Source organism: bacterium (genome assembly GCA_035295165.1).
GTDB lineage: Bacteria > Sysuimicrobiota > Sysuimicrobiia > Sysuimicrobiales > Segetimicrobiaceae > JAJPIA01.
This window is the reverse complement of sequence record DATGJN010000088.1, coordinates 56,283-75,849: the sequence shown is the minus strand read 5'-3', so window position 1 is coordinate 75,849 and position 19,567 is coordinate 56,283. Positions and strand designations below refer to the sequence as shown.

The 19,567-nt window shown below is 67.5% G+C and carries 18 protein-coding genes and 1 riboswitch; of the genes, 15 read left to right on the top strand and 3 right to left on the bottom strand.

Annotated elements, in window-relative coordinates; all coding sequences use genetic code 11:
• Positions 1 to 750: 750 nt before the first annotated feature.
• Positions 751 to 1,614, bottom strand: a complete 864-nt coding sequence (locus tag VKZ50_14275; protein ID HLJ60887.1) for an IS1595 family transposase — start codon at positions 1,612 to 1,614, stop codon at positions 751 to 753.
• A gap of 597 nt (positions 1,615 to 2,211) precedes the next feature.
• On the opposite strand from VKZ50_14275, the gene VKZ50_14270 reads away from it, so the two are divergent.
• Genes VKZ50_14270 through VKZ50_14255 form a run of 4 tightly spaced genes read left to right on the top strand, consistent with a single transcriptional unit; the run spans position 2,212 to position 6,403 of the window.
• The gene (locus tag VKZ50_14270; GenBank protein HLJ60886.1) at positions 2,212 to 2,976 is read left to right on the top strand and encodes a FadR/GntR family transcriptional regulator; all 765 of its coding nucleotides are present in this window, start codon (positions 2,212 to 2,214) and stop codon (positions 2,974 to 2,976) included.
• Entirely contained in the window at positions 2,955 to 4,133 is a 1,179-nt protein-coding gene (locus tag VKZ50_14265; protein HLJ60885.1) for a 4Fe-4S dicluster-binding protein, read from the top strand. The genes VKZ50_14270 and VKZ50_14265 overlap by 22 nt, the downstream gene beginning before the upstream one ends.
• The gene (locus VKZ50_14260; protein HLJ60884.1) at positions 4,133 to 5,362 is read left to right on the top strand and encodes a pyruvate ferredoxin oxidoreductase; all 1,230 of its coding nucleotides are present in this window, start codon (positions 4,133 to 4,135) and stop codon (positions 5,360 to 5,362) included. The genes VKZ50_14265 and VKZ50_14260 overlap by 1 nt, the downstream gene beginning before the upstream one ends.
• A 12-nt stretch (positions 5,363 to 5,374) precedes the next feature.
• Positions 5,375 to 6,403, top strand: coding sequence for a thiamine pyrophosphate-dependent enzyme (locus VKZ50_14255; GenBank protein ID HLJ60883.1), 1,029 nt, complete (start codon positions 5,375 to 5,377; stop codon positions 6,401 to 6,403).
• A gap of 114 nt (positions 6,404 to 6,517) precedes the next feature.
• Here VKZ50_14255 and VKZ50_14250 read toward each other — a convergent pair whose 3' ends face one another.
• The gene (locus VKZ50_14250) at positions 6,518 to 7,291 is read right to left on the bottom strand and encodes an undecaprenyl-diphosphate phosphatase (GenBank protein HLJ60882.1); all 774 of its coding nucleotides are present in this window, start codon (positions 7,289 to 7,291) and stop codon (positions 6,518 to 6,520) included.
• A 618-nt stretch (positions 7,292 to 7,909) separates the two neighbouring features.
• On the opposite strand from VKZ50_14250, the gene VKZ50_14245 reads away from it, so the two are divergent.
• From VKZ50_14245 to VKZ50_14195, 11 genes are all read left to right on the top strand, one after another.
• Positions 7,910 to 8,875 carry a C1 family peptidase gene (locus VKZ50_14245; protein ID HLJ60881.1) on the top strand — a complete coding sequence of 322 codons (966 nt, stop codon included), beginning with the start codon at positions 7,910 to 7,912 and terminating at the stop codon, positions 8,873 to 8,875.
• 523 nt (positions 8,876 to 9,398) lie between these two features.
• Positions 9,399 to 10,244, top strand: coding sequence for a sulfurtransferase (locus tag VKZ50_14240; protein HLJ60880.1), 846 nt, complete (start codon positions 9,399 to 9,401; stop codon positions 10,242 to 10,244).
• A gap of 199 nt (positions 10,245 to 10,443) precedes the next feature.
• The gene (gene proS / locus VKZ50_14235; protein ID HLJ60879.1) at positions 10,444 to 11,910 is read left to right on the top strand and encodes a proline--tRNA ligase; all 1,467 of its coding nucleotides are present in this window, start codon (positions 10,444 to 10,446) and stop codon (positions 11,908 to 11,910) included.
• 15 nt (positions 11,911 to 11,925) lie between these two features.
• Positions 11,926 to 12,519: a TlpA disulfide reductase family protein gene (locus tag VKZ50_14230; GenBank protein HLJ60878.1), complete on the top strand. Its 594-nt coding sequence runs from the start codon at positions 11,926 to 11,928 to the stop codon at positions 12,517 to 12,519.
• A gap of 136 nt (positions 12,520 to 12,655) precedes the next feature.
• A complete protein-coding gene (locus VKZ50_14225) occupies positions 12,656 to 13,207 on the top strand; it encodes a cytochrome c (GenBank protein HLJ60877.1) in 552 nt (183 codons plus the stop codon).
• 65 nt (positions 13,208 to 13,272) lie between these two features.
• Entirely contained in the window at positions 13,273 to 13,761 is a 489-nt protein-coding gene (locus VKZ50_14220) for a YbaK/EbsC family protein (GenBank protein ID HLJ60876.1), read from the top strand.
• 156 nt (positions 13,762 to 13,917) lie between these two features.
• A riboswitch (FMN riboswitch) is annotated at positions 13,918 to 14,065 on the top strand.
• A 55-nt stretch (positions 14,066 to 14,120) separates the two neighbouring features.
• Positions 14,121 to 15,257 carry a bifunctional diaminohydroxyphosphoribosylaminopyrimidine deaminase/5-amino-6-(5-phosphoribosylamino)uracil reductase RibD gene (gene ribD, locus VKZ50_14215; GenBank protein HLJ60875.1) on the top strand — a complete coding sequence of 379 codons (1,137 nt, stop codon included), beginning with the start codon at positions 14,121 to 14,123 and terminating at the stop codon, positions 15,255 to 15,257.
• A 2-nt stretch (positions 15,258 to 15,259) separates the two neighbouring features.
• Positions 15,260 to 15,892: a riboflavin synthase gene (locus VKZ50_14210; protein ID HLJ60874.1), complete on the top strand. Its 633-nt coding sequence runs from the start codon at positions 15,260 to 15,262 to the stop codon at positions 15,890 to 15,892.
• Positions 15,892 to 17,118, top strand: coding sequence for a bifunctional 3,4-dihydroxy-2-butanone-4-phosphate synthase/GTP cyclohydrolase II (locus VKZ50_14205; GenBank protein ID HLJ60873.1), 1,227 nt, complete (start codon positions 15,892 to 15,894; stop codon positions 17,116 to 17,118). Before VKZ50_14210 ends, VKZ50_14205 begins: the two co-directional genes overlap by 1 nt.
• A gap of 11 nt (positions 17,119 to 17,129) precedes the next feature.
• Positions 17,130 to 17,639, top strand: a complete 510-nt coding sequence (ribH, locus tag VKZ50_14200; protein ID HLJ60872.1) for a 6,7-dimethyl-8-ribityllumazine synthase — start codon at positions 17,130 to 17,132, stop codon at positions 17,637 to 17,639.
• Positions 17,636 to 19,303, top strand: coding sequence for an amidohydrolase (locus VKZ50_14195; GenBank protein ID HLJ60871.1), 1,668 nt, complete (start codon positions 17,636 to 17,638; stop codon positions 19,301 to 19,303). Before ribH ends, VKZ50_14195 begins: the two co-directional genes overlap by 4 nt.
• On the opposite strand, the gene VKZ50_14190 is transcribed toward VKZ50_14195, so the two are convergent.
• A complete protein-coding gene (locus tag VKZ50_14190; protein ID HLJ60870.1) occupies positions 19,222 to 19,464 on the bottom strand; it encodes a zf-TFIIB domain-containing protein in 243 nt (80 codons plus the stop codon). The two genes, VKZ50_14195 and VKZ50_14190, sit on opposite strands and share 82 nt — an antisense overlap.
• Positions 19,465 to 19,567 lie beyond the last annotated feature (103 nt).

Below are 19,567 nucleotides of genomic sequence, written 5' to 3'. Positions count from 1 at the left end.
GGCAAATTATTCCCGAGCACGTTGAAGACGACGTGACCGATTGCAAACCGGATATCGAACGACATCCGATCTGCTCCTCGAATACGGTACCAATCAATTCGCGTACGGGAAATCGCCAATGCCTTCCGTCCCCCGCCAATGTCAGGAGAAGTGTGAGCCACAAAGACGCCGTATCCTGGCGGGGGTTGTTGTATCGCATAGAAGCGTCGATGTTCCGATTCTGGTATGACGCGTTGGGACGCGTGAAGATGTTGCATCACAAGTGCCGTCTTTACAGCCCACGTTGCAAGCGATTTTTGCGTCCAAGGAGTTAGCCGAGTGACGCGAGCCGATTGGATCATGGGGCCAAGTTTCGGTTTGACGGATCTTTCGAGATCGGCCATCCATCCGGTGTTGCATTGTTCGCAAACCACGTTCACCGTCTGTTGGAAAGGTCTCATCTGGAAGTCTTTAATAGATCCGTCTGGTTGGACGATGCCGTATGTCATGCGGTCTTCTTCAGGGAACAGTTTCCCAATCCATTCGGGGATAACGTGTTCCCCGGTGATTTTGGATATGGATGATCCGCAAAACACGCAGGCCTTGGGCACGGATCTCAGACTACATGATAAAATGGGGTCACAATGGCGACAAAGAAGCGCAAGCGAAAATCGCTGGTCCGCGAAGGCGAACCGTCCCAGACCACGCAAAAGGGACTGGAGATTCCAGTCCCCACGCGTGAGCAGTTTCTCCGCGATCTTGGCAAGGTCATCAAGAAACGGCCTTCCTCACCCGACCGAGCAGCACGTTAAAGACGCCCTTCGGGTCCGTCCGGTTGTTGTAGCGGAACGCGTATTCGTCCAAGTAGGCTTGTAGATGCTTGGTCGAGACGCCGTGATAGACCCCGCTAATCCCGTTCTTAAGCAAAGCCCAGAAGCCTTCTACAGTGTTCGTGTGCACGTCCCCGCGTGCGTAGACCTTCTGCGAGTGGTGAATCCGCGAGTCACGGAATCCCATGTCGCGGAGTTTGTTGTAGACGGGCAATTCGTCCGTGTACACGATGGCCTTCGGCAGAATCCGTGCTCGGAAGTGGGGCCGGAGCGTGTCCCGACTAATATCGGGAACGACTGTGGCCGCAACGCGTCCGGGATACAGCCACCACTTCCGCTGCGCCATTCCGAGAACTGGGACCTTGGATCCTCCCGGCGCAGGACGCCCACCACGCGAACCACGCGGTCCGAAATAGGTTTCGTCCATCTCGACGCGTCCGAACAGAGGCGACGGATCCTGCGTCATGAGCGACCGGATCTTGTTGAACATTCTCCATGCTGTCTTATAGGTCACGCCCAATTCGCGTTCCAGCTGCTTCGCGGAGATCCCGCATCGTGTGCTAGACATGAGATAGATGGCGTACATCCACAGTTTCAACGAGGTCGCGGAATCCTGAAAGATCGTTCCCACCATTGGGTGTTCATGGTGGCCGCAATACTGGCACGAGTACGACGGGCGCTTGGCGTTCCGATGATGCTTCGTGACCTTCTGACACTTCGGGCAAAAGATCCCGTTCGGGTACAAGGTCTGCACCAAGTAGTCCAGACACGCCGCGTCATTTGGGAATTGCTGTTCAAACTCCATAAGCGACGTGCGCGATTCGGACGCCGTGGACCGGACTGGTTCGTTTCGATTAACCTTGGACATTGGAGGAACCTTTTATGAGACGTAAACTTCGCAATATCGACGCCAGAAATAAGAATGGCATTACTGCTCTCGATCCTTACGGAGAGCGTCAAAAAGATCATCAACAAGATCGGCATCCATCGATACAGGATCGAGCGAGACGCTCAACACAGAATCGCAAGAGAGGCAAACGTACTTGACGCCTTTCCATTGTGCTCCATCGGGGCCGAAGATAAGTACTTCTTCCATACGTACAGAGTTCACGACAGCATCGCACTTTGGACAGGAGCCCGCCATTTGCTATCCCCCCTCTCGATTTATATATACCACACGGCAGTACTGCCGTCAAGGGGATAATTGCCACTAGAGTTGACACGCCGTCGCGATGGTCACTAAAATGAAACGTCAGGTGGTCGGACCACTGGGCCATCTGTTGAGGTCGGACCGACCGATCAAGTCGCGCCGGCCGGCCATTTTGCAAATCTATTCAAACGGCGGGGCGCGTGCGCTCCCAGGCAAACGGAGGACCAGCCGATCGCTTCGTTCCGACCCGACATGGCGCGACCCGTTCGGGAGGACCTCGCGCCCGTCCGCAAGACGAAAGTCTACGCGGAGATCGCGGCCCAGATCCACCGGCTGATCGCGGAGGGTCGCCTAAAGCCCGGCGACCGCCTTCCCCCCGAGCGTGATCTCGCCGAGGTGTTTGGCGTGAGCCGCACCTCGGTCCGCGACGCGATCCGCGTGCTCGAGGTGCGCGGCCTGGTGGAGCCACGACACGGGGAAGGGACGGTCGTCCGGCAGATCCCTATTGACGCGATCGTCAGCCCGCTCGCGGACGCGTTGACCGCGTCCAAGGATCTCACCGCCGACCTCTTCGACATGCGCAAGATGCTTGAACCGCCACTCGCCCGGGCGGCGGCGTTTCGCGCGACCGCGGACGACGTCCGGGCGCTCGAGGAGATCGTCGCCAGACACGCGGCGCGCGTGCGGGCCGGCGAGATCGCGATCGACGAGGACAACGCGTTCCACTACCGCGTCGCGACCGCGGCCAAGAATCGGGTCGTGCTGCGCACCGTGGATATCCTCATGGACTTGCTGCGCGAGAGCCGGGTCCGGTCGCTCGAGGGGCCGGGCCGCGCGGAGAAGTCGCTCCAGGGACACCGCCGCATCCTTGCCGCGATCCGGCGGCGGGATCCGGATGGCGCGGCGGACGCCATGCGCGCGCACATCGAGGAGATCGAGACGATTCTGTTCCCGGCCGGGGGATCCGCGGAAGCCCCCGCGCAAGGAGGTGTGCCATGGGACGCGCTGTCTCGGTAGAGATCGTCTACCGAGGGATTTTCCAGAAAACGCTGGCGAAGAACATCAGTCGGGGCGTCGTACTGGCCGCGCGGAGAGACGGCAAGATCGGCATCGCGTTCGGACGATACGGCGACTCCCCGGAGCGCAACGGGGTGCCGGCCAAGAACTTCGCGATCGTCGCGCCCGATCAGGACGAGCTCGAGCTGAGCATGGCGCAGTACGAGCCGCGCGAGACCGACGTGACGATCGCCGTCGACGATATGCTCTGCAAAGGCGTGGAGTCCTGGGCATGGTACGGCCTCCAGCCCATCAACGAGAAGGTCCGCGAGAACGGCGTGCTGGTCGTGACATCGACGCTCCCCGCCGACGAAATCATCAAGTTCTGCCACCAGAAGCCATTCCCGTACCGCCTCGCCGTGATCCCCGCGGTGCCCAGTTTTTCCGGCCTGTGGGTCTACAAGAACGACCACACCGACGTCCGGATCCTCGGCGCGCTCGCGAAGGTCTGCCCCGACCTGGTGAGCCTGGACGCGATGCTCAAGGCGGTTAAGGAAGAGTGGAAGGACGATCTGAAGGTCACCTCCGCCCGCCGCGCGTACGAGCAGACAGAGATCCGTATCGTCCGTCCCGACGAGGGGAACCCAGAGGTGCCCTACCGGTTCGACCTGCCGGGCTGGACGACGATGCGCGAGGGCGTGACCGTCGACGCGATGCCGCTCGGTGAGGCGATGACGGTCGGCGATCAGGTCGGCGGCTACCGGCCTGCACGAAACCCGTACTTCAAGAAGTTCTCCACCCGTACGATGCGGCCGGTGGTCGACTTCGATAAGTGCGTGAAGTGCACGCTGTGCTGGCTCCAGTGCCCCGACGCGTGTTTCGACGTCACCCCCGAGCAGACATACGACCTGAACGCGGAGGCCTGCTGCGGGTGCGGGGTCTGCGCGGCGGTGTGCCCCGTGGATGCGTGCATCACGATGGTGAACGAGGCCGCGTTCACCGACCACAAGAGCCAGTGGGAGCGGTACAAGACGGACCAGAAGGCGTACGCGGCCTGGGTGCATCAGCTGACCGCGACCCAGCCCGAGCGCTCGCACGGGTTTCGGTACCGCGGTCAGTACCAGGAGCAGGTCGCCAAGCTGCGCGCCGGGTCCGGCGGCGAAGGGGGTGGCGAGTAATGGACGCAGACGCCGCGGTCGCGCGGCCCGCCGAAGTGGAGCAGGAGGCGCTGATCAGCGGCAGCGAGGCGGTGGCGGTGGCCACCAAGCTCGTCGACGTCGACGTGCTGACGGCGTACCCGATCCGGCCGTACGACACGCTGATGCAGTACGTCGCGAAGCAGATCGCCGACGGCGAGCAGGACGCCGAGTACATCGTCGCCGAGAGCGAGCACAGCCAGTTCGAGATCGCCAAGCACGCGTCGGCGGTGGGGGCGCGGGCGCTGTGCGGCAGCAGCGGGGTCGGTTGGTGCTACGCGTTCGAGGCGATCGCGGTCACGCCAGCGCTGCGGCTGCCGTTGATCGCCATGGTGGGGAACCGCGCGCTCGACGATCCGGGCGCGTTCGGGACGGAACACAACGACGCGCTTGCGGCGCGCGACCTCGGTTGGCTGCACGTGTGGGTGGATACCGCCCAGGAGGCTCTCGACACGACGCTCATGGCGTACCGTGTCGCGGAAGACCGGCGCGTGTACCTGCCGGTAGCGATCAGCACCGACGGTGCGTTCCTGACCCACTCCCAATCGCTCGTAAAGGTCCCCCCGCGGTCGTGGGTGGACAAGTTCCTTCCGCCGTACAATCGCGGCAACATGGTTTTCCACCCCGACAATCCGATCACGATCGCGCCGCAGGTGAACGAGGACTGGCTGATGGAGATCCGGCGCCAGACCGACGAGGCGATGCGCCACGCCCACGGTGTGATCGAGGAGGCGTGGAAGGAGTTCCGCGCGATCTTCGGCCGCGGCACAGGCAGCCCGTTCTTTGAGGAGTACTACACGGACGACGCGGAGATCGTGCTCGTCGGCATGGGCACGCTCTCGATGCCCGTGCGCGTCGTGGTGCGTAAGCTCCGGGAACAGGGGCAGAAGGTCGGGTTCGTGCGGGTACGGTGGTTCCGACCCTTCGACCACGACGGGCTCGGTGCGCTGCTCTCCCGCTTTCGGGCCGTCGGCGTCATCGACCGGGACTTCTCGATGGGGTCGCCGTTCCACAGCGGTGTGCTCGCGAACGAGATCCGCGCGACGCTGTACGCGCAAGACCGGCGTCCCCCCGTCGTGGGTTTCATCGGCGGCCTCGGCGGGCGCGAGGTGACGATTCCGAACGTGCGGGAGATGTTCGAGTTGACACGCAAGGCGGCCGAGACCGGGATGTCCCCACGAACCACCACCTGGATCGGTGTCCGCTCATAGGAGGGAGACACGATGGACAGTCCTGAGACGACCGCCACACCGCTGCCGGTCCTTGAACCGTTCAAGGGCGTGAAGCGGGTGCCGCTCGAGGAATACTATACGTCGGGGCACCGGACGTGCCAGGGCTGCGAGTCCGCCCTGGTGATGAAGCTGATGGTGAAGGCGGCCGGGCCGCGCACGGTCGTGCTCGGCAGCACCGGATGCATGTACGTCGCCAACACCACGTACTACAGCACGCCGTGGGTCGTGCCGTGGATGCACACCCAGCTCGGCTCGTCCGGCTCGGCCGCGGTCGGGACCGCGGCGGGCTACAAGGCGCTGATGCGGAAGGGCAAGATCAAGACCGAGCCGATCAACGTGATCTCCTTCTGCGGCGACGGCGGTGGCGCGGATATGGGTCTGTCGGCGATCTCGGCGGCGCTGCAGCACACCGAGTACAACCACCTGATTCTGCTGTACGACAACGAGTCGTACGCCAACACCGACATTCAGGCCTCGGGCAGCACGCCCTACGGCGCGTACACGTCGTTCAGCCCGGCCGGCAAGGCGAAACGCATCCTGCACCGCCGCTGGAAGAAGAACACCGCGGCGATGTTGGCGGCGGGGCACTCCGAGTGCCGGTACGTCGGCACGGTGTGCGCGAGCTATGCGGTCGACTTCATGAACCGAATCCGCAAGGCGCTCAGCATCGGCGGGCCGACGTTCATCCACTCGTTCGATCCGTGCCCGAAGGGATGGGACTACGATCCGATGCAGTCGCACGAGTTGGGCGAGCTCGCGGTGCTCACGGGGATCTTTCCGCTCTTCGAGGTGGAGGACCACCAACTGCGGTTGTACGGCAAGTCGAAGCAGATCGCCCAAGGGCGGCAGAAGCGGCTCCCCGTGCGCGACTATCTGCTGAAGCAGGGCCGGTTCGCGCACTTCACCGACGACGACATCGACTACTATCAGGCCAAGGTCGATGAGATGTGGACCAAGTGGCTGGTGCCCGGGGTGTTGCCGTTCGGGTCGGAGATCCTGAACGACCAGCCGCCGGCATAAGCCGATCCCGGAAGCCGACGGGAACGCTAAGACAGAGGTGAGATTGTCCCCGCTGTCAGCGCAGGCGGAACACGAAGGCTGACGCGATCGTCAGCACGCCGATCACGAGTGTGATCACGGAACTGCGAAGCCGCAGGGTCGCCCGCAGCACGGCGTCGATGGTCGCGAAGCTGACGACGGCCGAGACCGCGAGCAACGCCGCCACGGTCGTGAGGTGACGTGGGCGAGCGGGCGGGCGGCGCCGTGTTCGACGATGAGCGGCACGAGCCCGGCGCCCAGCAGGGCGGGGACATCCAGCAGGAACGAGAACCGCAGCGCCGCGTTCGCGCTGTATCCGCGCAGTAGGAGGGGCGTCACCGTCATCGCGCTGCGGCTGACTCCCGGCAGGGCGGCGAGTCCCTGACAGGCTCCGACGATCAGCGACACGACGGGTCCGGGCGCGTCGAGGGCGCCCTCCTGCGCGGTGCGCGTCAGGCGCTCGCGGCGTGCGTTGACGATGCTCGTCCCCAGGAGCAGGACGCCGATCGCGAGCATGGCCGCGGTCCCCGTGGCGGCGGTGAGCGCGTGCTTGACGAGCTCGTAGATCGGGACCCCAACCACCCCGGTCGCCGCCGTGGCCAGGACCAAGTAGCGCAGCGTGCGGGCTCCCGGTGTGCCGGCGAACGGCCGGCGGGCGCCGCCGAGCGCGGCGACGAGATCCCGGCGGAAGTACCACAGCGCGGCCAGGAAAGACCCCATGTTCGCGAGGAGCCCCAGGACGTAGGCGGTCCCGAACGAATAGCCTGCCGCCGCGAAGATGAGCGTGATCATCGTCTTGCTGCTTACCGGCAGCCACTCCACGATGCCCTGCACCATGCCGGCTATTACGGCAAGCCACACCGACGACATCAATCACTCCTCGGGATCGGCGTCAGAGACGCAGGTGGGTCGCCCTGCTCTCGACGGTAGACTTCGCCCGCCGTGCGCGAGGATGTGCCACACGGCCTGCGAAGGCAACTTCCTTGGCAGTGTAGGCGCAGTCAATCTGACTGTCGGCCTCTCGCGATTCCTTGGAGCATCGATCTTCAACGCCAGCCATGTACTTGCAATTGTGCGCAGTTGGACAGCCTTCCTTTTTATAGGTCCAGAGGAAGGACGCCTGATCGTCGGTTTCTGGACAGTCCGATGTCCTGCTGCCAGACTCTCAAACACGGCCGCGCGCGTGGTTTCGGGGGGGTTATCTCCCATCCCGCTAAAGGCGCGCGCGGATCAGAACTGAGGCGCAGGACATGCCAACGAAGCGTCTCGTGTGACAGCTGGCGATCATTCCGTGCAGGGGCAGCGACCTTCTGCCGCGCATGAGACCACGTTCCCCGCCGCCTAGATTCGCGTCGTCCTGAACCACGTCATGGCATACCTACCTCCGAGGCAAGGTGTGGGGCCTTGTGGGCGATCGGCGTCCGGGCGCGGCAGGATACGCGCAACAGGTACCGAACCTGCGGCAGAGGCGGTTGCCGGGAGGCGCGCGTGACGAAGTCGCTTGCTTGGGTCCTCGTCTGTGCGTTCTTCTGGTTGCTCGTTGAGACGGTGTCGATCCCGCCTTGGGTAACCGCTGCAGGTCCATTCCCGAACCCCGCGTGGCGGCCCGCGCCGTCGATTCATATCAGCTTCATCGAACATTTTGCTCCTGGTCACCTGCCGGAGGTCGATCTTCGGCCCAAGATCAGGAGCCGCGGATTGCAGATTCGCGACCAGGGGAATCGCGGGACATGCACGGTCTTCGCCACGACCTTTTTGATCGAGTATCAGCGAGCCGGCATGACGGGCGCGCATGGCGGCGCAGACGCCCTGTCGGAGGAGTACCTCAACTGGGCCGGCAACAAGGCAACGGGCGAGGCCAGCGACGGCGGGTTCTTCACGAAGTTCATCAGAGGGTATCGGGTATGGGCGATCGCCACAAGCGCGAGCATGCCCTACCGGGCGGCGTACAATCCCAAACGTCCCGTGACGCCGAGCGCCGTGACGATTGCCGCGGCGAAGGCGATGTTTCCGGTACGGTATCCGTTCACGACCCTCAAGGTCTGGGACGACACGAAGGGGATGACCCCCGCGGAGTTGCAACATGTGCTCGCGACGCTCCGCTCCGGCCGTCCGGTGGCCACGGGGATCTGGTGGCTCACCAACTTCGCCACCGTGAACGTCGACGGCGTACCGCTGCTGAAGGATTATCCCCGCAGCGCCAACTCGAACTCGAATCCGGCGCTGAATCCGATGTACGATGGTCATTCTATCGACCTCGTCGGTTTTCGCGAGTCACGTTTGTTCCCCGGCGGCGGATATTTCATCTTTCGCAATAGCATGGGGACAAACTTCGGCAACGCCGGGTATGGATTTGTGTCGTTCCAGTACCTGCGGGCCTACGCGAACGATGCCATCGCCATATCGCCACCACCGTGGCGGTCCCAGCAGGGCGTCACCCGTCCCGCGCATTGATCGGAACACCCCGGGCGCGCGGCATGACGTCGGGGTGACCGGTGTCCGCCGGGCGCGCGAGAAACGGGAGTACGGGAAGGACGAAATGGAAGTCCGCGCGCAAAGGCCGGACGAACATTCCCGTGTCCGGCAAAGGCGGACGAATCGACGCGTTGGCCCGACCGTCCCGTGGTCCTGGCCAGGATCTCGGCATCGCGCTTGTGTTCGAGAACAGGCATGGCGGCGTGCCGAATTGTGCGTCGCTCGGGCCGCGCATGAAGTACGGACGCCGATGGCCTTGACAGGCGCTGACGCGCGTGCTACTTGTGGGATTGTCATGAGGTTCGCTCGCACGCCTTACGTCCCGCGGCAATGCATCTGTCCGAAGCGGAGGCCACGCTCGCCCTCGCTGGGGACGGTTCCCCCTGACCGCGTGGTTCCCGCCGAAGGCTCCTGACCGCTTGGCCTCCGCTCCCCGAGGGGATCGCTGTGCCGTTGTGCGGGCGGCCTGCGCGACACATCATCATGGAGAGGGAGGACGCCAATGCCAGCTTCCTACGCTCATCCCGAGGTGCTCGTCGAGACACCCTGGCTAAGCGAACATCTGAAAGATCCCAAAGTCCGGGTCGTGGAGGTGTCGGAAGACCTCACCTTGTACGATCAGGGACACATCCCGGGGGCGGTGCACTTCAACTGGAAGTCGCAGCTGCAGGACGGGATTCGGCGCGACTGGATCGACAAGGCCCAAGTCGAGGCGCTGCTCGGGGCGCACGGCATCGGGAACGACACCACCGTGGTGCTCTACGGCGACAAGAACAACTGGTTCGCGACGTACACGTTCTGGCTGCTCTCGATCTACGGCGTGGAGCGCGCGCGCATCCTGAACGGCGGCCGCGCGAAGTGGATCGCGGAGGGGCGCCCGATCGTGACCGACGTGCCTGCGCATCCGCGCGCGACGTTCCGCGCGAAAGACGCCGATGTGAGCATCCGCGCGTTCCGGGATCAGGTGCTCTCGAAGCTCGGGAAGGGCGTCGCACTCGTGGACGTCCGGAGCCCGCAAGAGTATAGCGGCGAGCTGATCGCGATGCCGGCGTATCCGCAGGAGGGCGCACAGCGCGGCGGCCACATTCCGGGCGCTCAGCACATTCCGTGGGGGCAGAACGTGCGCGAGGACGGCACGTTCAAGTCGCCCGAGGAACTCCGCGCCCTCTACGAGGCGAAGGGGATTACGCCCGACAAAGAGGTCATCGCGTACTGCCGGATCGGCGAGCGTTCATCGCTGACGTGGTTCACGTTGGCGAAGCTGCTCGGCTATCCGAACGTGCGCAACTACGACGGCTCCTGGACCGAGTGGGGCAGCTTGGTCGGCGCTCCGATCGAGAAGCCGTAGCGGTCGCCCCGCGAGCGGCCGATCCGGCCGCGGGATGGGGAGCGAGCGTCGTTTGACGGTCGCCGAGCGACCGTGCTAGAATGGCGTCGCAACGAGAGGGGCCTCCCGTCCCCGGGACGCGGAGGCTCCTCCGTTGCCGGCCCCGGCGCGTCGCGCCGGGCGCGCTCCGTGGAGACCCTCGGGCGATGGGAGGCGGAGGATGTCGCGGCGGGCCGCAGGACAACCGTTCGAGGAGAGCGGGTACGTCAAGGAAATCCCTCCGAAGGACGCGGAGTTCTCCGATTGGTACACCGCCGTCGTGCTGAAGGCCGAGCTTGCCGACTACGCCCCGGTGCGCGGTTGCATCGTCGTCCGGCCGTACGGGTACACGATCTGGGAGCTGATGCAGCACGGCCTCGACCGCCGCTTCAAGGCGACCGGGCACACCAACGCCTACTTCCCGCTCTTCATTCCGCAGGGGTTCTTCGCGCGCGAAGCTGAGCACGTCGAGGGCTTCGCGCCAGAGATCGCGTGGGTCACGCGCGGCGGCGGCGAGGAACTGGCCGAGCCGCTCGGCGTGCGGCCGACGTCCGAGACGATCGTCGGGCATATGTACGCGCGCTGGATCCGGTCGTACCGCGATCTGCCGGTGCTGATCAATCTGTGGAACAACGTGGTGCGGTGGGAGAAGGCGACACGGCCGTTCCTGCGGACGATGGAGTTCCTCTGGCAGGAGGGCCACACCGCGCACCGCACTGCCGAGGAAGGAGAAGCCGAGGCGCGTCAGATGCTCGAGGTGTACCGCGACTTCGTCGAGACCGACCTCGCGATCCCGGTGCTGTCGGGGCGGAAGCCAGAGAGCGAGAAGTTCCCCGGCGCGGTGCGCTCGTACACCATCGAGGCGCTGATGCCTGACGGACAGGCGCTGCAGTCCGGCACCTCGCACAACCTCGGCCAGAACTTTGCGCGCGCGTTCGACATCAAGTTTCTCGACAGCGACAACACGGAGAAGCATGTCCACACGACGTCCTGGGGCGCCAGCTGGCGCCTGCTCGGCGGGCTGATCATGGTTCATGGCGACGACCGCGGGCTTGTGCTGCCCCCCCGCGTCGCGCCGTTCCAGGTCGTGATCGTGCCGATTCTCAGCGGCAAGGACCGCGACGCGGTGCTGCAGGAGGCGCGGGATCTGGCCGCGCGGCTCGAGGCCGCAGGCGTGCGCGTGCGCATGGACGCCCGCACCGAGGTCACGCCGGGGTACAAGTTCAACGATTGGGAGATGCGGGGCGTGCCGGTGCGGGTGGAGCTCGGCCCGCGAGACCTCGCGCAACGGCAGGCGATGCTGGTCCCGCGGATCGGGGGAGCGAAGCGCGCCGTGCCGCTCGACGGGATCGTGGAGGCGGTCGCGGCGGCGTTGACCGAGCACGGAGTGGAGCTGTTCCGCCGGGCGAAGGCGTATCTCGACGCGCACATCGTCTCGGCGGCGACTACGGACGAACTGGCGGAGGCGGTCGCGCAACGGCGCGGGTTCGTGCGCGTGCAGTCGTGTGACGCGGCGATGTGCGAGGGGCGGTTGCGTCAGGTGAGCGGTGCCTCACCCCGCGTGGTGACGGACGATCCTGCGACCGGCCCGTGTCTCGCGTGCGGCGCGCCCGCGACGCAGGTCGTGTACTACGCGCGCGCCTACTGACCGGTGATGGGCGGCATGGTGTCCTGGCGGCAGCGAATGCGCCGGTCGCCGTTGCTGTGGAGCGCGCTCATCGGCGCCGCGATCGGCGTGCTCGTGGTGGCCGTGTGGACCGGGACGGAGGCGCTGTTGCGCGCCACCCGGCCGTCCGGGTCCCTGCCGGCGTCGTCGCTCCTGGGAAAGCCCGCGCCCGCCCTCGCGCTGGAACGGCTCGGGGGCGGGGGGGTGCTCGACCTGCGCAGTTTCCGAGGCCGACCGGTTGTGCTCAACTTCTGGGCGTCGTGGTGCGGGCCGTGTCAGGCCGAGACGCCGCTCCTCGTGCGCCTGCACCAGACCTACGGACCCCGCGGCGTCGTGTTCGTGGGCGTGGACGCGGAGGACGACGCCAACGCGGCGCGCGGCTTCGCGCTGCGCTACCACGTGGACTACCCGCTGGTGATCGCGCGGGACGACCGGCCGCTTCGCCTCTATGGGATCTTCGGGCTGCCGACGACGGTGTTCGTCGGTCCCGACGGCGTCGTCCGCGACGCCGAGGTCGGAGGGTTCGTCGGGCCGGACGCCGAGCGCGCGGTGACCACCCGCCTCGACCGGTTGCTGCAGGCGCCGCGGTAGACGGGCGCCGTGCTGGCGCGCCACCCGCGGCGGGGGCGCAGGGAAATCCGGCGCCGTCGGATAAGGAGAGCGCCAGGGCATTTTCTGTCGCGACGGTCGCGCGTGCCAATCCTTTGTTGTTGTTCGGGGGTGGGACATGTCTTCCCGTGCGCTCCTCGCCGGGGCGTTCTTGCTGGCGTGCCTCGGGCTAACGGCCTGTACGGGACGGCAGATACTCTCGATGCGGACACACCCGCAGCAGCCGTCAGGGCCCACCGCACAGGTGTCGTCCGCGCCGTTCACCGGTCCCGCGCTGGCGGCGACCACCGACTATCCGAAGAACCCGAACGCGTCCAGGCCGGAACCGCCCGCGGAGTATGCGAGCATGAAGGACCCGCTGACGGCGACGCCCGCGAACCTCTCCAGCGCGAAGCAGCTGTTCAACGCCAACTGCGCGCCGTGTCACGGCGCCGCTGGGGCGGGGGACGGTCCGGCCGCGTCCGCGCTGAACCCGAAGCCAGCTGACTTCCGCACTCCGATCCACGCGAAGTTGCCGGATGGCTACTACTTCTGGCGGGTGACGAAGGGCGGCAGCGTTCCGCCGTTCAGCGCCGCCGGGTCCGCGATGCCGCCGTGGGAAGGCTCGTTGACCCCGCAGCAGCGATGGCTGCTGATCCTGTACGTGAAGAGCTTCTCCGCGTCCAAGTGACCGTCCCGAATGATGCGGGCGCTCCGCCGCCCGGCTCGAGTGGAGCGGACGCCGCGGTCGAGCGCGTGCGCACAGCGCTGGCGGAGCGCCGTCTCCCGCTCGAGATTCTCGAGTACCCGGCCGGTACCCGCACCGCCCACGACGCCGCGCGCGCCGTGGGCACCTCCGTGGCGCAGATCGTGAAGTCGCTCGTGTTCCTCGCCGATGAGCGTCCGATCCTGGTGCTTGCGTCCGGCGCGAACCGTGTGGACGTGCGCAAGGTGGCTGGCCTTGCGGGTGCGTCGCGGGTGGAGAAAGCGACCGCGAAGACGACCAGGGACGCGACCGGGTTCAGCATCGGCGGCGTGCCGCCGCTTGGCCACGCCACGTCGCTTCCAGTGTACCTCGATCGGGCGCTGCTTGCGCATCCGGTCGTGTACGCGGCCGCGGGGACGGCGAACACGGTGTTCGCGATCGCACCGGACGACCTGGTGCGCGCGACCGGCGGGACGGTGGGAGATCTTGCGGAGGAGGCGCCGGACTTGCCCGCCCCTGGGAACGTCCGGGACAGCTGAGCCCGAACGCCCCAAGCTCGGTCCAGATCCGAATTGGGCCGGTGCAGCGTCGGGAGTTGAGGTAGCTGATCCGTCGCTCGCGCAGTAGGAGTCAGATCGGTCGATTGCGCCACCCCGCACCGCATGCTATGATTCTGTGGACAATCGCATAGATCTGAAAGCCTTCGGGGCAGGGTGAGCCGGCCGTGCGGCCGGCAATTCCCGATCGGCGGTACAGCCCGCGAGCGGGTCCGCGTTACCGCGGAGTCGCAGGATCTGGTGAGAGTCCAGAGCCGACGGTACAGTCCGGATGGAGAAGGCGTTGTGGATGTGCGCCACTTTTTTGCCCCGAGGGTGACATTTGCCTCGGGGTGTTTTCGTTGGCGACGGACGTGCAGAGCGAGGAACGGTACATGCGCGAGGCGCTCCGCCTTGCGCGGCGGGGCGCGGGGGCGACCAGTCCCAATCCCATGGTCGGCGCCGTGGTGGTTGCCGGCGACGAGGTCGTGGGGACCGGATATCATCCCCGTCTCGGCGATCCGCACGCGGAGGTGTTCGCGCTTCGAGAGGCGGGGTCGCGCGCCAGAGGCGCGACACTGTACGTGACGCTGGAGCCGTGCGTGCACTGGGGGCGCACGCCACCGTGCACGGAGGCGATCATCAGCGCGGGGATTCGGCGTGTCGTGGCGGCGATGCCTGATCCCGATCATCGGATGGGTGGCCGCGGGCTGCGCCGGCTGGCCGAAGCCGGGGTCGAGACCCGCGTCGGCGTCGCAGAGCGCGAGGCCACGGTGCTCAACGAGGCCTACGTGAAGCACCGGACCACCGGCCTGCCCTTCGTCACCGCGAAGTGGGCGATGACGCTCGACGGTCGGATCGCGACCCGGTCCGGCGAATCGCAGTGGATCTCGGGCGAGGCGTCGCGGGCGCTGGCGCACGAGCTACGGGCGGCGTCCGACGCGATCCTCGTCGGCATCGGGACCGTGCTCCGCGACGACCCCGTCCTGACCGCGCGGACGCCCGCGGCCGTGCGGAACCCGCGGCGCATCGTCCTCGACAGCACCCTGCGCATCTCTCTTGGTGCCCGCGTGTTCGCACGCGACGGCACACCCGTGGTGGTAGCGACGACGGACCGCGGGCGTCCGAACACCCGGCGGGCGCTCGAGGCGATGGGCGTCGAGGTCGTGAGCGCCGCTGGGGCGGACGGACGCGTGGATCTCGTAGCGCTCTTGCGGGAGCTGGCGCGCCGTGGGGTGCTCAGCCTGCTCGTCGAGGGGGGCGGCACCGTGCTCGGTGCGTTCGCGGACGCGGGCCTCATCGACAAGGTCGTGGCGTTTGTCGCGCCGACGCTGGTGGGCGGACCGGCTCCGGGACCGGTCGGCGGGCACGGCGTCGAGGCGCTCGCGCAGGCGCGGCGTCTGGTGCGTACCGGCGTCCGGCTGGTCGGCGAGGACGTGGTGATCGAGGGGTACGTCGCGCCGGCATCACCGGCCGGCGAGACGCAGAAGGGGGCGTGAGCATGTTCACCGGGATCGTCGAGACGGCGGGCATCGTCCGGGCGGTCGTCCCGAGCGACGGCGCCGCGCGGCTCGTGGTGGAGGCGGGCGCCTTTCTCGACGGTGCGCGCGTCGGCGACAGCATCGCCGTCAACGGCGTCTGCGTGACCATCACGCGCACCGGCGGTCCGCTGTTCGAGGCGGACCTCGGCGCGGAGACGCTGCGCCGGACGACGCTCGGACAGCTGCGGTCCGGCGTCCGCGTCAACCTGGAACGGCCGCTCGCCGTCGGCGACCGGCTCGGCGGGCACCTCGTGCAGGGACACGTCGACGGCATCGGCCGTGTGCTCGAGCGCCGGCAGGAAGGGCAGGGGTGGTGGGTCGAGATCGCCGTCCCCGACGCGCTTGCCCGGTATGTCGTGGAAAAGGGGTCGATCACGGTGGACGGCGTGAGCCTGACCGTCGCGTCGACGGGCGCGGGGCGCTTCGGCGTGTCGTTGATCCCCCACACCTGCGCGGTCACGACGTTGGGGCAGCTACGGACGGACGCGTACGTGAACCTCGAGGTGGACGTCCTGGCCAAGTACGTCGAACGGCTCGTCGGCGCGTACACCGGGGTCCGCGAAGGCACGTCCTCCGAGGAGCGTGGTGCGTAATGGCCGGGCACCCACAGACCGCCAGCGTGTTTGCGACCGTCGACGAGGCGATCGCGCGGGTCCGCGAGGGCGGCACCGTGATCGTGGTGGACGACGAGGAGCGGGAGAACGAGGGCGATCTGCTGATTGCCGCCGAGCGGGTGACCCCCGAGGCGATCAACTTCATGCTCAAGCACGGCCGCGGGCTCGTCACCGTGCCGCTGAGCGCGCAGCGGTTGGAAGCCCTCGACCTGCCGCAGATGGTGTCCCGCAACACCTCCCACCAAGGCACCGCGTTCACCGTGTCGGTGGGCGCGCGCGACAAGATCACCACCGGGATTTCCGCCCACGATCGCGCGGCGACGGTCCGTGCGCTCGTGGATCCCGCGACGCGGCCCGAAGACCTCTCGCGTCCCGGGCACGTCTTCCCGCTGCGGGCGACCCCGGGCGGGGTGCTGCGGCGCGCCGGGCACACCGAGGCGGCGGTGGACCTCGCGACGCTTGCGGGGCTCCAACCCGCCGGCGTGTTGTGCGAGATTATGAGCGACGACGGCACGATGGCGCGGTTGCCCGAGCTCGTTGAGCTCGCGGCCCGGCACGGGCTGCCGCTGATCTCGGTGCGGGACCTCATTCGGTACCGGCTGCTCCGCGACCGGTTCGTCCGGCGCGAGGGCACCACACGTCTGCCCACAAAGTTCGGCGAGTTCGCGGCCGTCGTGTACGAGAACACCCTCGACGGTGCGAGCCATCTCGCCGTGACGCGAGGGGATCTCAGCGGGGAGTCCCCCGTGCTGGTGCGCATGCACTCGGAGTGCCTGACCGGTGAGGTGTTCGGGTCGCTCCGGTGCGACTGCGGCGATCAGCTGCGGATCGCGCTCGAGCGGATCAACCGGGAGGGACGGGGGGTGCTCGTCTACATCCGGCAAGAGGGACGCGGCATCGGCCTCACCAACAAGATCCGCGCCTACGCCCTGCAGGACGCCGGCAAAGACACCGTCGAGGCGAACGAACTGCTCGGGTTCGCGCCCGATCCACGCGACTACGGCGTCGGCGCCCAGATCCTCGCCGACCTCGGGCTCCGCCGCATCCGGCTGTTGACCAACAATCCGGCGAAGCGCGTCGGGCTGGAGGGGTACGGGATCGAGGTCGTCGAGCGCGTGGCCATCGAGACCCCGCCGAACCCGGAGAACTACCGGTACCTGGCGACGAAACGGCACAAGCTCGGCCACCTGTTGCACCTGGAGTGACGGACGCCACGATGCCGGAGCGGGGGCGGTACGACGGCAGCGGGTTGCGCGTCGGCATCGCCGTCAGCCGGTTCAATGAGCACGTCACGCGCCGCCTCCTCACCGGCGCCCGCGACGCGCTCCGGCGCTGCGGCGTCGCCGATGACGCGGTCGACGTGGCCTGGGCGCCCGGTGCGTTTGACCTGCCGGTGGTCGCCCAGGCGCTGGCGCAGTCAGGACGGTACGACGCGGTGGTGTGTCTCGGGTGCGTCATCCGGGGCGAGACGACACACGATCGCTACGTGGCCCTCGGCGCAGCGGTCGGCCTCAACCGGGTCGCGTTGGACGGGCGCCTCCCGGTCACGCTCGGGGTGTTGACGACGGAGACGCTCGCGCAGGCCGAGGATCGGAGCGGCGGCGCCCACGGGAACAAGGGCGAGGACGCGGCGCTCGCCGCGGTGGAGTTGGTGAACACGCTGCGGGGCCTGCGGCCGCACGGTCCGGACGGCGGCGGCCGCGCCGGGGAGGCGGGTCTGAGGTGACGGAGCGCGAGACGGCTGGCGTGCTGTTCGAAGGCGGTCGGATCTATACCACCGTTGCGGGCGGACCCGACGCCGCGGCGCTCGCGGTCGAGGGCGAGCGGGTCGCCGCGGTCGGGGAGGTGCAGGATCTCCGCGCCAGGTTCCCACATTTCGCCAGGATCCCGCTCGATGGCCGCACGGTGCTGCCCGCGTTCACCGACAGCCACATCCACATCGCGGGGTTCGGCCTGTCGCTCCGGCACGTCGATCTCCGGTCGTGCCGCTCGCTCCGGGAGGCGGTCGCCCGCGTCGCGGCCGCGGCGAACGACGCCCGCCCCGGGCAGTGGATCCTGGGCGGCGGCTGGGACAAGAACCTCTGGCCGGAGGGTCGGTTCCCGCGGCGCGACGACCTCGACCCGGTGACCGGCGCGCGTCCCGTCGCGCTGCGCAGCAAAGACGGCCACACCGCCTGGGTCAACTCTGCGGCGCTTGCGCTTGCCGGGATCACGCGCGACACCCCGGATCCCGAGGGCGGCACGATCGTGCGCGACGCCGAAACCGGCGAGCCCTCGGGGTTGCTGGCGGAGCGGGCGACCCATCCGCTGCTTGCGCTCGCCGGGCGCCCGTCTCCTGAGGCGGTCGAGGAGGCGATCCGGGACGCGTCGGAGGTGCTGCATCGGGCCGGCGTCGCAAGCGTGCACGTGGTGGAGGGGGGCGACGTCCTCGCGGCGTGCCAGCGTTTGCGCGCGCGGGGCGCGCTCGGCGTGCGCGTGTGCATGATGATTCCGGAGGAATCGCTCGAGGCGGCGATCAAAGTGGGGCTGCGGAGCGGCTTCGGCGACGCCACGCTCCGCCTGGGCGGCGTCAAGATCTTCTCCGACGGGGCGCTCGGCTCGCAGACCGCGAGCATGCTCGAACCGTATGAGAGCCAGCCGGGGAACCGCGGCGTCGTGGTGCGTACCGCAGACCAGCTCCGGACGCTTGTCGGTACCGCCGCCGCGCACGGGATCGCCGCGGTCGTGCACGCGATCGGCGACCGCGCCAACCGGTGCGTGCTCGACGCGATCGAGGCCGCGCGCGCCGACTCGGCGCGCTGGGGGTTGCGGCACCGCATCGAGCATGTGCAGTTGCTCCACCCCGACGATCTGCCGCGCCTGGCGGCGCTCGGCGTCGTGGCGTCGATGCAGCCGATCCACTGTACCCAGGACCGTGACATCGGCGACCGCTACTGGGGGGCGCGGAGCCGGTACGCCTACGCGTTCCGCTCGCTCCTGCGGTGCGGGACGCACCTGACGTTCGGATCGGACGCGCCGGTCGAAACGCCGGACGTATTCGCGGGGATCTATGCCGTGGCGACGCGCAAGCGGCGCGACGAGCCGGCCCGGCCGGCGTGGTATCCCGAGGAGCGTCTGACCATCGAAGAAGCGATCGCGGCGTACACGGAGGGGCCGGCCTATGCCGCCGGCGAGGAGCGCATCAAGGGGAAGCTCCTGCCGGGGTACCTCGCCGACTTCGTCGCCCTGTCCCGCGATCCGCTCGCGGGCACCCCCGACGAACTGCCGGAGACTCAGGTGGAGATGACGGTGGTTGGCGGAGCGGTTCGTTACTCGGCTTCGTCGGGGTCGGGCAGTTCGTCCGCGTCGTCGTCGGTGTCGTCTAGGAACTCGAGCACGTCCGCCGGTTGAGTGCCGTCGAGCTCGTCGCCGTCCTCGCGCTCGACGCGGGTTTCCTCCTGATAGCCACACTCGGGGCACTCATACACGAGGACCTCGCCGATCTCGTCGGCCGTGATGAGTTCCATCTCTTCCTGGCATTCTGGGCAGATCTTCGTGAACGGCATCTCCATCGCGACGCTCCGCTTCGGTGCACGGTGGAAACCTCCTCCTCGTGCGCATCCCCAGACGCGGCGCGGACCCGGGGGCGTACGTCCCCGGGTCCGCGCACGGTCC

What these genes read in the sequence shown, in the direction of transcription:
- VKZ50_14240 (HLJ60880.1), top strand. Translation starts at nt 9,399, where the DNA reads ATGCCAGCTTCCTACGCTCATCCCGAGGTGCTCGTCGAGACACCCTGG.
- VKZ50_14190 (HLJ60870.1), bottom strand. Translation starts at nt 19,464, where the DNA reads ATGGAGATGCCGTTCACGAAGATCTGCCCAGAATGCCAGGAAGAGATG.
- VKZ50_14265 (HLJ60885.1), top strand. Translation starts at nt 2,955, where the DNA reads ATGGGACGCGCTGTCTCGGTAGAGATCGTCTACCGAGGGATTTTCCAG.
- VKZ50_14275 (HLJ60887.1), bottom strand. Translation starts at nt 1,614, where the DNA reads ATGGAGTTTGAACAGCAATTCCCAAATGACGCGGCGTGTCTGGACTAC.
- VKZ50_14210 (HLJ60874.1), top strand. Translation starts at nt 15,260, where the DNA reads ATGTTCACCGGGATCGTCGAGACGGCGGGCATCGTCCGGGCGGTCGTC.
- VKZ50_14230 (HLJ60878.1), top strand. Translation starts at nt 11,926, where the DNA reads ATGGTGTCCTGGCGGCAGCGAATGCGCCGGTCGCCGTTGCTGTGGAGC.
- VKZ50_14225 (HLJ60877.1), top strand. Translation starts at nt 12,656, where the DNA reads ATGTCTTCCCGTGCGCTCCTCGCCGGGGCGTTCTTGCTGGCGTGCCTC.
- VKZ50_14270 (HLJ60886.1), top strand. Translation starts at nt 2,212, where the DNA reads ATGGCGCGACCCGTTCGGGAGGACCTCGCGCCCGTCCGCAAGACGAAA.
- VKZ50_14250 (HLJ60882.1), bottom strand. Translation starts at nt 7,291, where the DNA reads ATGTCGTCGGTGTGGCTTGCCGTAATAGCCGGCATGGTGCAGGGCATC.
- proS (HLJ60879.1), top strand. Translation starts at nt 10,444, where the DNA reads ATGTCGCGGCGGGCCGCAGGACAACCGTTCGAGGAGAGCGGGTACGTC.
- ribH (HLJ60872.1), top strand. Translation starts at nt 17,130, where the DNA reads ATGCCGGAGCGGGGGCGGTACGACGGCAGCGGGTTGCGCGTCGGCATC.
- VKZ50_14255 (HLJ60883.1), top strand. Translation starts at nt 5,375, where the DNA reads ATGGACAGTCCTGAGACGACCGCCACACCGCTGCCGGTCCTTGAACCG.
- VKZ50_14205 (HLJ60873.1), top strand. Translation starts at nt 15,892, where the DNA reads ATGGCCGGGCACCCACAGACCGCCAGCGTGTTTGCGACCGTCGACGAG.
- VKZ50_14260 (HLJ60884.1), top strand. Translation starts at nt 4,133, where the DNA reads ATGGACGCAGACGCCGCGGTCGCGCGGCCCGCCGAAGTGGAGCAGGAG.